The sequence below is a fragment of the Algoriphagus halophilus genome, assembly GCF_900129785.1.
GTDB lineage: Bacteria > Bacteroidota > Bacteroidia > Cytophagales > Cyclobacteriaceae > Algoriphagus > Algoriphagus halophilus.
Genome location: NZ_FSRC01000003.1, coordinates 122,135 through 137,695 on the forward strand (window position 1 = coordinate 122,135; position 15,561 = coordinate 137,695).

The 15,561-nt window shown below is 39.8% G+C and carries 6 protein-coding genes; 1 reads left to right on the plus strand and 5 read right to left on the minus strand.

The annotated features are described in order from the left end of the window. Nucleotides 1–55: 55 nt before the first annotated feature. The 4 genes from BUR11_RS17380 to BUR11_RS17395 all read right to left on the minus strand — a co-directional run bounded on the left by BUR11_RS17380 (nucleotide 56) and on the right by BUR11_RS17395 (nucleotide 12,794). Nucleotides 56–2,800: a hypothetical protein gene (locus tag BUR11_RS17380; protein ID WP_074226293.1), complete on the minus strand. Its 2,745-nt coding sequence runs from the start codon at nucleotides 2,798–2,800 to the stop codon at nucleotides 56–58. Nucleotides 2,801–2,921: 121 nt separating this feature from the next. Next, nucleotides 2,922–6,422: a gliding motility-associated C-terminal domain-containing protein gene (locus tag BUR11_RS17385; protein ID WP_143186064.1), complete on the minus strand. Its 3,501-nt coding sequence runs from the start codon at nucleotides 6,420–6,422 to the stop codon at nucleotides 2,922–2,924. Between the two features lie 110 nt (nucleotides 6,423–6,532). Next, on the minus strand, nucleotides 6,533–7,285 hold the full coding sequence (yaaA, locus tag BUR11_RS17390; RefSeq protein WP_074226295.1) for a peroxide stress protein YaaA: 753 nt from the start codon (nucleotides 7,283–7,285) through the stop codon (nucleotides 6,533–6,535). Nucleotide 7,286: 1 nt separating this feature from the next. Continuing rightward, nucleotides 7,287–12,794, minus strand: coding sequence for a T9SS type B sorting domain-containing protein (locus BUR11_RS17395; protein WP_074226296.1), 5,508 nt, complete (start codon nucleotides 12,792–12,794; stop codon nucleotides 7,287–7,289). A gap of 82 nt (nucleotides 12,795–12,876) precedes the next feature. On the opposite strand from BUR11_RS17395, the gene BUR11_RS17400 reads away from it, so the two are divergent. Next, complete coding sequence (locus BUR11_RS17400) at nucleotides 12,877–13,923, plus strand: PorP/SprF family type IX secretion system membrane protein (RefSeq protein WP_143186067.1); 1,047 nt, start codon at nucleotides 12,877–12,879, stop codon at nucleotides 13,921–13,923. A 74-nt stretch (nucleotides 13,924–13,997) separates the two neighbouring features. Here BUR11_RS17400 and BUR11_RS17405 read toward each other — a convergent pair whose 3' ends face one another. Continuing rightward, nucleotides 13,998–15,410 carry a Gfo/Idh/MocA family oxidoreductase gene (locus BUR11_RS17405; protein WP_074226297.1) on the minus strand — a complete coding sequence of 471 codons (1,413 nt, stop codon included), beginning with the start codon at nucleotides 15,408–15,410 and terminating at the stop codon, nucleotides 13,998–14,000. Between the last annotated feature and the right edge of the window lie 151 nt (nucleotides 15,411–15,561).

Genomic DNA, 15,561 nt, shown 5'->3' on the forward strand with positions numbered 1-15,561 from the left:
TATCGGATTAAGGCTTTTCCGATTATATAAAAATTTTAAAGAATCAAGATATTCTTTACTCGATAACTAACAGTGAGCTAGTTATCTTATCTTCAAAACCAAATTCATTATTTCGTAACAACAAAATGACTACGTAAGTACCGCTTGGAATATTTTTCCCATTGACTGTTCCATCCCATTGTAATACAGGCGCCTCCACTGGGATTTCGCTGGTTAACTCATGATGAATTAAAGTTCCTTGTCTATTTAATACAAATAGCTCTGCCTCTGAAACGCCTTCACTGATCAAAACTCTGAAATCTTTATCAGCTTGGTTTAAGATCATGGCATTAGGATAGACCACTTGGAAATTACATGCATCATAAGTGTTGAATTCTGCTGTAAATTCACAGCCATCTTCGGTGGTAACTACTATTAGGTAATCTCCAATTTCTTCTGGCTTATAAGTAGGGGAGGTGGATACCAGTTGGTCTTCATGGAACCAACTATAAGTCGCAAAATCTCCTGGGTCTATAGCAGGGATCGTGTTATTCTCTATAGAGCAAAATGCATAAGAATCCTCTACTTGTGGAAGAGTCGTAAAAGTACTTTCTTCAACTTCTATTTGGTTTCTACCTAATTCACAGCCCAACTCACTGTAGACTACTACCTCATAGGTTCCTACTTCCACTGCTGGAATCTCCAATAAATCATCCAATTCGGTAAGATTTTCTCGATTTCCATTTAAGTCAAAAAAGATCCATTCAATATGATCTACTGCTTCTTCATCAGTAGTCAAAGTAATGGTCGCTTCATAAGGCTGAGGACAGATTTTGGTAGCTTCCAGTTTTGTATCAACTCTAAAAATCGGCTCAACAACCTCGAAATAAATCTTTTCAACAGGACAATAACCACTTCCTAATGGTTGTACGATTAAGGAATAGGTGCCATAAGCTGTAGGATAGAATATGGGACTTCTTCCCACTATTTCTCCGTCTGAATTTTGCCAACGAATACTAGCATTTTCAGGTTCTATTCCTTCAATGGAAGCCTCAAAAACTTTATTCCCAAAACAGTCCTCCTCGATCAATTGATAGTCAAATGAAATTGACTGTGAGAGAGAGGCGGTGAATTGTCTTTTCTTTGGACATAGTCCTGAACTCCCATCATTAGAGACTGCTAATATTTCATAATCTCCTGGTTCAGTCAAAGAAAAGGCACCATTAGCTCCTATTTGTTCCTCATGTCCATCCGGAAAAGTTAAGGTGTATGTTAGGTCTTCTTCCGTTTCTGGGATCAAATCAAAGGTTTCACAAATGTTGATGGATTCAGGAACAGAATATTCCACCTGCTTTTCAGTTCCGATTATTACTTCTTCCATTGGGTAAGTACAACCTCCCATAATAAACTCCAGCACATATTTCCCCCCTAATAAATCGACAGTTTTGCTCGTTTCGTTGATCAGTTCCCCATAGATTATTTCCCCCTCGTTTTCTTGCATGACCCTAAAAGAACCAGTGACAGGTTCATCAAATTCAAAAGTCAATTTTCCTCGAGATACCCCAGTAGGACTACAGGTTTCTGGTTCTTCTATGATGTTAACATTTGCCTGACTAGGAGGAGAAGCTGTCAAAGGTGGATCCATGGCTTCCAACTTCATTAACTCCGTTACTTCACACCCATTTTTAAAGGCCTTTATGGTATATATCTTTGGTTTGAGATTAGAATAAGAAAGTGTTTGGCCAACAGAAACACCATATTCAGTTAAGCCAAGTTCAGGAATAAATAGGGAGTCAATATCAGATTGCGTAGTTACCTGAAAGCCTCCAGAAGAGTCAGAACAGTCCTCAGGTTGATCTGTCATACTTAGTTGGATTTTTGGAGCTTCATTTACAAAAAAGAATTTCCTTCTCTCAGATCTACAATCTGGGAATTCCTCATTCACTGCACTGAAGTATACTTCAAAATACCCGATGCCATCGATGTCCTCAGATCGAATTACCTTTTCAAATCCTTCACCAAGGCTTACTTTGGTGGTCTCGGTGTCTTTTCTGATAAACCATTCCCCAGAAAGAGGAGTGTCCAATGAAAAAGTAATGTTCTCCCCTTCGCAGATTTGTTCTGAACTTTGGATTATTTTAAAATCTATAGGAGGGCCTACGAAAGTTGAACCTGTAATTAAACAATCTTGTCCACCTTCAGAATTGGTTAAAAAGATTTCTACTTTATAATATCCCTCATAATAAGCTTGAATGGTATTGCCAGAGGCAATTTCATTATCCAAAACATCTCTCCAGATAATGGTGTAGTCATTGATGTTTGGAGTATTGTTGGGATTGATCGCAGTAAGTTCGGCATATCCTCCATTACAAAGGAGGTAATCTGGCTCTAATGCTAATTCAGGGCCTTTTTGAACAGTAACTTCCATGGTTTTTTCATAGAAATCACTTTGATTATTTCTCCTTACGTTCAGCTTAACCTGGTACTTACCAATTTCATTAAATGAAATTTTAACAGTTTCATATTGTACTCCACCTCCGGATTGGTTGAATATTACTTCCCCGTTTTGGTCGGTGACTACCCATGTGTAGACGTCTGTTTCGGGATCACCCCCGCCGCTAAAGGTTCCTATAACTCCTCCAAAAACAATACATAAGTACTCTGGACCCATTAATTCCAGTACTCCAAAATCTTCAGCGACCGTTCTGTGAATATTTTTTACGGCGCTTATGGAGGTTAACGGGGATGATACAGTCAATAAACTGATCATTGCATACAGGATTCCAATCTTCCAGGTAGGAAATTGGTCTTTAGCTCGCAAAATTTCTACTTATTTAAGTGTCTGCAAATTTACATGATCTGCCTCAGAAAGAATTGAACTTTCTAATCGCATGCCGAAAAATATCAAAATCTATTCCACTTAAACACTTAGTAATTTACCCTTAGTTGATTACTAATATTGATCCAATTTGATAATCAGTGATCCCTCTTTCGAGGTTCACATAATTGAGTCGGATAGAATAGGCCCCATTTGGAATTTTTTTACCATTGTAGGTCCCATCCCAAAAACAAGTTGATTCTTCTTTGATCAAGTCCGTTTGTTTGCAATTGAAAACCATCTGCCCCCATTGATTAAAAATGAAGACCTCTAATTCATCAATAAGATAATTGGTGTAAACCAAAAAGCCTTTATCTGGATTATCGAGCTCAATAGCATTTGGGTAAGTTACTCGGAGTTCACATTCCTCAATGGTTTCAAAATTTGTACTGTATGCGCATCCTTCTTCACTATATACCACAAGTTCAAAATTCCCTACCAACAAAGGTTTATAGTTTGGGCTTGTGGAAACCAGGTTTCCTTCATGGTACCATTCATAAGAAGCAAAACTTCCAGGGTTGATCACAGGCGCGATTTCATACCTTGGACAGATTTGATAACGCTCATCTACTTCGGGTCTAACTTGATCCATGCTTCTAGTAAGTAAAACTAAATCTGAACCCACCAAGCATGGAACATTATTGTAAAGCCTTGCTTCATATGTGCCTTCCTCAGAAGCTAATATTTCAGGCATATTCTTTTGGCTGGTCAATTGAGTCTGATTTCCATTTAAGTCAGTAAACCACCATTCTATGGTATTGACCAAATCCAAATCTGCCTCGATGGAAATTGCGGCATCTGTGGCTTCAGGACAGAGTGGAGCAGCTAGTAAAGATACCTCAAGACTCAAAACTGATTCTTTTACTTCAAATAAAATGGGTTCTAGATCACAGGGTTCGCTATTCCTTGGCTGGACTTCTAAGTAATAGTTTCCAAATTCTGAATTGCCTATGCTAATAAATTCATCAGTACTTAAAAGGTTATTGTCTTCGTCAAACCAAAATATTAGTACATCCTCAGCTGAAGCCCCGGTCAATTTCGCTTGATAGGTTTTTTCACCATTACAATCCTCGCTAAATAATATAGGCTCAAAAGGAATTGGTTGATTAACCTTTACATAGAAGTCCTTAATGACTGGGCAATTAGGGGAGCTTATTTCAGGATGGTAGCCAAAGAGGCTATAATTTCCTTCTTGGGTTAATTCAAATGGATTATCTGCATCTTTTTCAACGGTGCTTCCATCTGGAAGAGTTAATATGAATTGTAATGGTTGGTCTGTTTCGGGAATAAGATCAAAAGACTGGCAAATAGATAATGAATCAGGGACTGAAAATTCAACCTTTTCTGTATTGAAAGTCAAGTCAATTGAATTTCTGCCTAACTCACAATCTTTTTCTATAGTGGGGATTATACTATACACAGAAGCTTCATAGGTTCCATCTTCAAAAACTGTAATCTCGGTTTCGTCTTTAAATTGATCGAGTTCTTCAATAATCCCAGTTGAAGTATACCTTCTCCATAGTATATCTGTCACCTCATCAGGGAATGTTGTTTCTATTGAAATGGTCGCACCTGGTCCAAGTTCACATAGTTTTGTAGTTTCCATGCTCACATCCACCTCTAATATGGGCTCTTCAATCAAAAAAGATTTTGGAGGAATTGGACAAGCTGCACTATTGGAAGGCTGAACATCCAGCTTGAATTCTCCAAATGAAGTAGGAAACATAGTTTGGCCTGTTCCTATCAACTCATCATTTTCATTGTACCAGGAGAAAATTACTGCAGAAGGATCTACCCCTGAAATATCAGCGAAGTAGGTTCTATTCCCAAAACAGTCCTGTTTGATCAATACTGGTTTAAAGTCTACTGGGTCTACTAGGGTAACCTCAAATTCAAGAGTTGAAGGACAGACTTCTGATTGATTAGGAAGCAAACCAGTAATTTTGTAAGGTCCTGCTTGAGTGATTACAAAAGGCTCTCCATTGCTTTTATATTCCGTAGTGCCATCAGGAAGTTGCAGTTGATAATCCAAAAGCTGATTTGATTCTGGGAATAGTTCGAATGACTGGCAAACAGTCAATATTTCAGGGACAGAAAAATCAGTTTGTTCTAGTCCTGGTACATCTATCAAATCCGCTCTAGGAATTCTACATTCGTCTTCTCCATAAAACTCAAAATAGTACTGTCCTCCAGGAATGCTGATTTCAAGATTGCTTATACCCAGAACCTCGTTTTCTCTGATCAAAGTGCCTTTTTCATTGATCAATCGATAAGATCCACTTACTGGACCATTTGGAAAAAGGATTTTAATAGAGCCATTTATTTTTCCTTCAGCTGTACATGCCTCGCCGGTAATATTCTGTATGTCGTACTTATAACTATCAGGCTCAGTAGCTAGGGAGACAACAGATCCTAAATAATTCAAACAACCTCCTAATACACCAGTGAGGGTATAAGCTCCAGATTTAAGATTGGTAAATTCATAAGTTTCTCCGGGATTTAATGGAGGGGATGATTCCCCACTTTCTTCCAAGAAGACTTTATCTAGCGGAGTGAGGGCCCGAATAGTAATACTTCCATCTGGGATCAAACAGTTTGATGAACTTTTGCTATCTATGACCTCATAGTCTGGCTGAGGATAATAGGTTAATGGATAGGTCTTTTCAATCAAGCAGTTGTTTCCACTGACAGGGTTTGGTTTAAAAATGATTTCATATTCTCCTGGCATGTCAAGGTCTAGGATCGGAGTGATCACGATACTTTTATCCTGATCTAGAAATATTTCATCAGTATTAGGGAGTTTTCTAAAATACCAGGATCCATTCAAGTCCTCGGAGGTAGTTAATGTAACGGTATTGTCGGGGCAAATGAATGGGGTAGAGCTTTCTATTTCATATCCTTCATACAAACTGATATCTGTGAAAAGGCTTGTTTCACAGGCTTGGTTTCCATCTTCATCTTCGAAGAAAAACGTTACCGTGTACCGGTCTGGTTCAACTACTGTGATGGTATTGGAGTCCCCTATCACGTTTCCTTCTCCATCTTCCCAAATAAATTCATAGTCTGTGAATTCAGAACTATTTTCATCTATGGCAGAAATGCTGATCCCATTTATATCACAAATCTCATAGGCGGGAAGTAAACTAATCGTAGGTCCTTTAATCAGTTCTACGTCTTGTGATTGGCTAAAATCAGGGACCCCTGGTCTTCTTACAATTAATTCTACCCGGTGTGTTCCGATTTGGTCAAATGTATAGCTGATGGTTTGAAAACTTTCCCCTCCTGATTTATCGAAAACCAATTGGCCAGTTGGATTAAAAATTTTCCATAAATACACATCAGTTTGGGGATTTCCAGCACCAAAAAAATCTCCTATTACGCTTCCATAGACGTTACAAAGCTTATCTGGACCTATTAATTCAGGATCTTGAATTTTTTGGTTACGTAGATTTGTTGGATTGAGGTTTTCCGCAAAAAAATCCGATATGGCAATAGAAACCGATCCACTAACCAAAGTGAGGAATAAAGTGAATAATAGATGTCTTTTTGCGTATGTTAACTTCAAAATATTGAGGAAAACTGATGGGAAACAGACCTCTAAGCTACCATAAAATTTAGGTCAAAAAAAATCCAGAAGTTTCCTAAACCTCTGGATTTCTATTGAATTGGTCTCGCCTATCTTACGAAAACCCAATCGGATTCCGTGCTTAAATTTTCTGAGTATTCATATCGTTCCTGATTGAATTTTTTGAGTTCCTCGGGATCGGTAATTCTATTTATGATGGCATAATTAGTCATCATTCCTCTAGCTTGTTTCGCGAAAAAACCAACCACTTGATAGCTATCATTTTTATATTCCTTAAAGTGGATAGTTATCAAAGGGGATTTTAACGTTTTTTGGTCTACAGCCTTGAAATATTCTTGTGAAGCAAGGTTGACGATTGGAGCTCCTTCCGCGACTTTATTTATTGCTTTTGCAATTTTCTTATCCCAAAACTCATAGAGGTTTTTACCCTTTTTATTCTCCAATTTGGTTCCCATTTCCAATCGGTAAGGTTGAATTAAATCCAGAGGTTTTAACAATCCATACAAGCCTGAAAGAATTCTCAAATGATGCTGGGCGAATTCAAAGTCGTTCTCATCATATTCATCTACCTCTATTTTGGTATACACGTCTCCTTTGAATGCCAATAATGCCTGCTTGGAGTTTTCAAAGTTGAACTCTTTTTGGAAAGTTTTGTAACGTTCCTCATTCAAGTTTGCTAAGGAATCAGAGATATGCATCAACCCAGAAATTTCTTTGGCAGATTTTTTCTTCATGATTCTTACCAATGCTTGTGTGTCGGATTGAAATTCCGGTAAGGTATGGGATTTGAAATCGGGTAAACTGTAGTCTAACGTTTTGGCAGGGGATATTAAAATTAACATGTTATTGAATGACTGTAATTGCTTTGGTGATTTTTTGGGTAATGTTTTGGTCTTCACTTGTCAACTTCACAACGACCGCATATGTTCCATTTGGAACAAATTTTCCGTTTAATTGCCCATCCCAAGGGCAAAATGGCTGGCCAGGCTCTAAATTTTCGTGTTCACAATAGAAAATTAATTCACCCCATCTATTATAAATGTAAACCTCGACATAGTCAATGTACTCATTTGCATAAAGAATAAAGCTTCTATTAGGGTCGTCTAAAACGACTCCATTAGGAAAAGAGATCTTTAGAGAGCAGTCTTCGATAACCTCCATAGTGGCTATGTATTCGCAGCCCACATCGTCAGATACTGTTAAAGTATAAATACCAGGTAAAGTAGGTGTAAATAAAGAATCTTGAGATACTTCCTCGCCATCTAATACCCATGAATAATTGTCGTAGTCTCCAGGGGCAATACTTTCTGTGACACCTTCGGCAGCACAAATCGTGATAGAATCTGGTAATACAGGAGGGATAATCGTGGATTTTACGACAACTCCTGAAGCTCTTCCCAAATCGCAGCCGGATGAATTTCTCAATAAAGCCTCATAGGTTCCTTCCTGTGAAACTTCAATAATCGGAAGATTATCAAAGGCTGGAATCCTGGTTCTAGTTGCCCCCTGTACAGAATACCATTCAATTTCCGCAACTGTACTCAAATCGGCTACTATTGTGATGGTAGTACTGATTTGATCGACGCAAAATGGCACCACATCCAATTCCACTTCAAGATTTTGATCCACCAATTCCACCTCGAAAGACTTCTTGTCCACTGGACAAAGTCCTCCGGAAATAGGCTGTACTTCCAGGGTGTAATTCCCTTCTCTATTAGGAGCAAAACTTTGAGATCTTCCTACAATTATTCCCCCTTCATCTTTCCAAAGGAATATCACATCGGCAGGGTCTGCATTATTCAGAATGGCTTCATATACAGTACCGACTTGACAATCGATAATTGGCTCACTCACCTCAAAATCGATAGGCTGGGTAATATTGGCAACCATTTCTATTTCTCTTGGACAATTAATGCCATTTGGATCCTCTCCCAGCATGGTAAAAGTGTCGCTTGAGTCAATGGTAAAACTTCCATCCGAATTAGGCGATATGATGGTCCCAGTACTGGAGGTCAAGGTATAGCTTAATGAATCTGGAGCATCAGGGGTAAAGGTGAGGCTTTCACAAGCTGTGAAATCAGTGGGGACTGAGAATACCACCTGCAATTTTTGCTCGATCGGATATAGCGTATCATCCGGTATGGAACAGTTATTAGCGTCAAAAACTTCGACGGCATATTCCCCATAAGGGACATTCACCAAAACTTGATTGGTGTTGGTGAATGTCCCTGTAAACTCCTGCCCATCACCTTGTCTGGTAATTACATAACTTCCGCTTTGTGGGGAGCTTGTGAAGTCAATTGTCAGGACCCCATTTTCCACTCCAGTACTGCTACATAGTTCATCAGTTGGTGTGACGATATATTCAAAATCCAAAGGAGGATTGCTATTCACGACTGTTACTGTTGCTGTATACATACACCCAAAGCTATTTTGGGCTTCAATCGTATAAACACCCGGGAAAAGGTCAACGACGGGAATTGAATTGCCTGGTGATACATTGTTAAATACCTCGCCAGTCTCTAAAATAGTAATTGATTCAGCATCACTTTGCATCGTGATTTCAAATGACCCATCTGCTGTGTTACAGTCTGTAGCAGGATTTGTCTGGTTGGCAATAAATAGAGGTAATTCATTTACAATTAGATCCACTTTCTTCTCTACGGTACAGCCTTCCAAAATTGGGTCTTGGGTTACAAAAATAATTTCATATTGACCTGGGCCAGGAAGGTTAGGGATGAATAACTCCAACTCAAAGAAACTTCCTAAAGAAGTCCTGCTAGGGTCTCCGTCCAACGTATAGAACCATTCTCCGGTGATCGGAGTGTCTGGCGCAAAGATGACTGTGGTCTCCTCATAACATACCTCCTCTGAAGTTTGAGTTAATTCAAATTCAAAGGCAGGACCCACAAAAACTTCTGCGGTAGATGGACATGTTTCATAGAGTAAGGCTTCATCATCTGAAAGTCCATCAGGCAATCTGTAGCTTACAGTTACAGTGTAGATGCTTTCCTCGTCAACAGTAATTTCATTGGAGTTCTCATCGCCAAATACCTGACCTGCTGCATTGGTCCATTGGAAATCATACAAACCTTCTGCTGGATCATATCCGTCAATCGCAGTTAGGGTGACAGGGGCTCCGGAACATAAGGTCATATCATCCTCCAAAGTCAAAACAGGTGGGGCATCAACCTGAACTTCTAAACTGGCTTCATAATAGGTAGGGTCTCCGCATCGGTCCACACGTAAATCAACAGTATATAACCCTGGCTCTGTAAAATTATGTTCGTAGCTCTGGAACTCCTCTCCAGGACCTCCAAAATTATCTAATACGACTACTCCATTTTCATCGGTAATCGTATAAAAATAGCTGTCTATATCAGGTTCTCCGGCGCCTTCAAACATCGCTCCACCACCTTCGTCAGGATCCAAACAAATTCTTGGTGGACCAGATAGGGATGGTTCAGGGATAGAACTTCCTGAGTTTTGTACAAATGAAGGAAGACCTAAATTTGAAGTACCAGGCATAGGTTCTACACCATCCATAGTAAATGTGCTGGAGGAATTACAACCTGAACCTACATTGATCTGACCAATTCGATTATCGCCTACTACTGCTACATAAACTTGTCCATTTGGACCGATTTGAAGTGCACCGAGATCAAGTCCAGAAGTTTGGCTAACCCCGTTTTTGGTACTTAAAATACAGGCTTCAATTTCAGCTCTGGTGGTAGCATTTTCAAAACATGTAGGACATACTGCGGCATCTGGATCGTCATTTTCCACAGGTTTGATATTGAATTCCTCGATCCCGGGTCCTCCATTTCTGTAAGAGACCAAGACTCGATCGCCATCTTCGGAAAACTCCAGTCCATAAACATCTCCGTCACATCCAAGATCAATTCTGGCATATTCAGTCATTTCTCCGGTATCCGCATCAAAGTCGAAGATTTCAAGTTTGTTACATCCTCCCTCAGAAATGGTGACTGCTACTTTGTCTCCATCTGAGTTGAACTTCATTGCTCCTACCCCAGAATTAAATCCATGATTACTTCCCACAGAGCTTAGGACAGGCGGCCCAATCCCCAATGAGGAAACAGGGTAGGCTCTAAAGGTATTATTGCCCAATTCATGGAACATCATCCAAGTGGTATCCCCTGCATTTAAGGCAGCAGTATGTTCTGTAGACGGGCTAAATAGGAAGTTGTCTTTGGATACCACATTCCCGATTCCTGATTCATTTTCTGCCTTGATATCCACTAAAGAATAGCTCACTTGATTGGAACCATTAGCAGACTGTTGAGTAGTAAATAAATAGAACAGAGTTTGTTCTTCAGGGACAGGAACCGCCAGCACAGATTGGCTTGCAGAATTGTCTCCTCCAATAGAATCCCCATTTTCCATCAAGTCCCCATTGAGATCCCATACAGATGCTCCATCGGTATAAAATAGGACTTGACCTGTTTGATCGGATATAGTTGTAGTTCCTGCAGGAATATCCTGAGGGTGTCGACTTTCAATAGGTCTAGGAGTGGGGGCATCAGGATCATCAGGATCTGGGTTAAAATCTAACCCTGCTCCATCTCCAAAATACCAGATGTTGTTACTTTGGTCATCTAAATCCCAGATTTTTACTCGGATTTCTGCATAAGCATAACAAGAAGAACCTGGTTCTCTTACCAAAGCCCAATATAATCCTGGTTGACATACTTCATTTTCCTGTCTCGTTCCCCAGCCTTCATCCCGATAATTGGACCAGAAATATTCATAATTGGAACCACCTCCTGTATCTGGAGCTTCTCCATCTTGACCTGCAGCTTGGGCTTGCAAAAGTGGTCCAATGTCAATACAGGTATTACAGATCGTAGTATCAGATGGATTAAAGTTTGCCTCTAGGTTGTTTTCGGTCAAAGGAATGGAATGCGTAGAGGATTGAGTTTCTCCGTCCTCATACTCAACTGTCAGCGTCACAGTAATGTCAGTGCCTTGAGCAGCGTCAGCAGGAATTAAAAAATGTTCCTGATTGTAATCAGCCTCTATTGGATTACCGTCCGAATCAGTCAATGGAGGAGAAAATTCCCAGGTATAAGTCGCAGGATTGTAGTTTTCTGGAGTAATCGTGCTGGTTAGCTGAACAGGATTATTGGAACAGGGCATTTCAGGGTCCCATGTGAAATCTACTGAAGGTGAAATATCTGCGTTTGGGGCAAAAACTGGGAATATTCTTCCGCAAAAATCCGCACCCATAAATGGATCTTCATCTAATGTCAATAAGGTAAGATCTGGTTCATCTGGATTTTCAACTTGACCGATTAATTGTGGACCTCCAACAGTTTCCTCATAGATGTAATAAAGGCTTCCATCAGGACCTACTTTTACATCATAAATCGAGTTTACAGGATTTGTAAGTGGAATAATTTCTGGGGTAGCAGAAAGGTCATTTGATGGAACTCTTACTAATTGATTTCCAAGAGAATAATAAATAAAGCTTCCGTCAGGAGAAAAATCTGCTCCTCCATAATTTCCAGAGCCTGGAATCGATGAAATTGGAGTTGGATTGCTAAAGCTTCCGCTTCCTGTATCGAAATCTAGAACTTGGATTGGATCAGAGCTCGTCTCAGGGATTAATATCAATTGACCAGAATCTTCATTGAAAATAATCCTTTCTGGTGTGAATGGTAAGCTTTGATTATCCGTAGTACTGAAATTCCCCTCCCCATCCTCTAATCTTTGGGAAACCAAGTTTCCTCCGTCAAAACTGATTAAATAAGATGGAGAAGAGGAAGTTTTTACAACAAGGATAGCTCCTGAGGCATTCCCCATACTGTTGTCTTTCGAAACAACTTCACCCAGCGGTCTTTCATTTCCCGTCGCTTGGCCTGGTGCATTCATGTCAACCAAGGAATATTGGAGTTCTCCGGATAGGGATATGTAAAAAATATAGAATAATTTATTGCCTTCCGGATCGTATTCCAAAAAACCTGTAGCTACTTGCTGAGTACCATCTATATTGCCGTTGAGCCCTGGAGCAGAACCTTCTATAGGAGATTGACTGAAATCATAAACCAGTTCACCATTTGTTTGAAAAAGCGGTTGTCCTGTAATTGGATCAATGGCGATCGCACTATTGTTTTTGCCAAGTAGCACGGTATTTGGTAGTGTTTGTACCGTGGGAGTATTGCCTTTACCAAATGATAAGTAATTGCTTTCTCCTGTTTCGCAACTTCCGAAAATCCACTCGTTTTCATTAAACCCCTGAGATAGGACTTTTGATTCTATCGCAAAAAGGGCAAATAGAAGCGAAAAGGTAAAAATATACTTGATCCTTATGGAATTAGGGTTGCTTTTCATAATTTTCGAATCGCTTTTAAAACAACCAAACTAGTAAAACGTTTTAAAAGCCAACTGAATAATCAAATAAACGAACAAATCCTTGTTACGGTCTCTGTCTCTTATTGTTTTTTTTTCAATCTGTTGTCTAGGACTTCAGATTAATGCCTTTGGGCAGGACCCCCAATATAGCCAATATTATGCAGCGCCCCTTTACCTAAACCCTGCAATGACCGGGGGAGAGTTAACGGGACGAATAGGATTCAACTATCGCAACCAGTGGCCAAGCATTGATGCTCAGTTTACTACCTTCTCAGCATACTATGATACCTACCTTCCAAATTATAATTCAGGAATTGGGGTTATGGTGATGCAAGATACCGAAGGAGCTTCAAAATTAAGGTCCACTACGATTTCTGCGCTTTACTCTTACGAATTAAAAATTAGTGACAACGCTTATTTTCGTCCGGGATTTCAAGCATCATATATTCGACGAGAAATAGGTTTTTATGAAAATCTAGTCTTTGCCAACCAAATAAATCCCAATGATCCATTTGGACCAATATTGCCTGGGACTGATTTACCAGGATTGGGTGATCCGGTAAGTATGTTGTCCTTATCCTTAGGAGGGATGTTTTTCACCGAAGATTTTTGGATTGGCGTTTCGGCTCACCATGTGAATCAACCCAACCAATCATTTTTGGATGGTGTCAGCAAGTTGCCTGCAAAAATCTCCTTGCATGGCGGTTACCGGTTTAATCTTGGTGAAGGAGGAATGAGACAGGATTTTACTCATATGCGTCGTCAGCGTTATTTAACTCCAACCATTAATTATAAACGCCAAGGACCATTTGAACAGCTGGATGTAGGAGCCTATTTCTATGTAGAACCTGTTGTTTTCGGACTTTGGTACCGGGGATTACCTTACAAGCCTGTAGAAAATCAAAGCAATCGGGATGCGATCGTGATGATGGTAGGTTTAAATCTACTCAGTGGATTGAATATTGGATATAGTTTCGACTATACAGTTTCTCAGTTGGGAATTCAATCTGGAGGTGCGCATGAATTGAGTTTGTCCTGGACGCTGCCTAATAAATATGAGGGTAAACCTAATCGAAGGGATACCATATTACCTTGTCCGAAATTCTAAGCAGGCTTCGGATTAGTTATAAAAAAAGCTGAAAGGTCTACTTTCAGCTTTTTTATTTTTAATCGATTGGAAGTTTATAGGGTATAAAACTCTTCCCATCCTTTTCTTGGAGCCTCCCCAGTCAATAGTTGATTGGCTAGAGGATTATTGGTGATGCGATGCGTTTCCCTGTCAAAAATTAACTTGGAATTAAGCTGCTGGGCCAAAACACCTAAACAGAAAACTTGGCTTAGAGGACCTGCAACAGAAAAAGGAGAGCGGGTTTCTTCTTCACCTTTGGAAGCTTTCAAGAAATTTGCAAAGTGGTTAGAAGGGCTTTCTGGGACTTCTGGAAGTTTGCTGGCCATATCTTTGGCTTTTTCTTCCCCTATAATGGATAAGGTACTTCCATGTGAACCACCTTTGAAGGTCAAATCTTTTCCATAAATGATTTTACCCGGATTAAGTTTAGCAGGTTGGATCTGGCCATTGCTCGCTGCAGGAATATCCGCATTCAGTTCTGAAACGCCATAATTTTCCGGCACGGGTGGAATATTGTCTACTCCATCATACCAGGTCAACGTACAGGCAGGCATTCCATTTCTTTCTGGAAACTTAAATGCCAACGTAGAGGACATAGGGAAGAAGAAATTATTGTGCCCTCTCAACATCACTGGATCTACTTCATAAGGAAGACCTAACTCCAGAAATTCGTGAGCAGTATCCATGGTATGTGCACCCCAGTCGCCAAGAGCTCCCATTCCAAAGTCATACCAGCAACGCCATTGCCCATTGATGAAGTCCTTATTATAATCATGTTGACTTCTCGCCATAAGCCAATTGTCCCAGTCTAAGGTAGAAGGGATGGGTTCTGCTTTTGGGAAGCTTTGCATATTCACATCCCATCCATGCCATCTTCTTGGACTATTCATATGTGCAGTAACTGCAGTAACGTCTTTTATAATACCTGCTTCTTTCCAGGCTTTAAACTGAAAATAGTTTCCTTCGGAATGTCCTTGATTCCCCATTTGAGTAACCACATTATGTCTTTTTGCACAGTCCATCATTAGGGAAACTTCATTGAAGGTTCGTGCCATTGGTTTTTCTACATAAACATGCTTTCCTTCTGACATCGCCAGCATGGTGATAGGGAAGTGAGAAAAATCAGGAGTACCTACGGTGATGGCTTCAAAGCCATGGCCAAATTGGTCAAATAGCTCTCTAAAATCCTGAAAACGTTTCGCATTTGGAAACTTGTTCATAATCTCCAAAGTATGAGGAGCGCCCATGTCTACATCACAAAGAGCAACGATATTACAAAGACCTGTATCATAGAGGGCCTTGATGATCTGGGCTCCTCTATTTCCTATTCCACAACAAGCCAAGTCCACTTTATCGCTAGGGGCAACATGACCTAATGGTTTTCCAAATACTGAGGATGGGAGAAAGCTAATTCCTGCCATTCCAAGAGCACTGGTTTTTATAAAATCTCTTCTTTTATTATTCATATCAGGATATTTATGGATTATCGGATCAATTGAACTGAAAAAGTAAGAAAATCTTTCCTAAGTATTTTTTAGAAATAGGCTTCTCAAGCGAAAACTAACGGAATGGATTTCGTGATTATCTAATATGTAGGTATCAAAATCAGATGAGTAT

Bases quoted from the DNA above. Each gene is read 5' to 3' on its own strand.
- BUR11_RS17395 (WP_074226296.1), bottom strand. From the start codon at position 12,794: ATGAAAAGCAACCCTAATTCCATAAGGATCAAGTATATTTTTACCTTT.
- BUR11_RS17405 (WP_074226297.1), bottom strand. From the start codon at position 15,410: ATGAATAATAAAAGAAGAGATTTTATAAAAACCAGTGCTCTTGGAATG.
- yaaA (WP_074226295.1), bottom strand. From the start codon at position 7,285: ATGTTAATTTTAATATCCCCTGCCAAAACGTTAGACTACAGTTTACCC.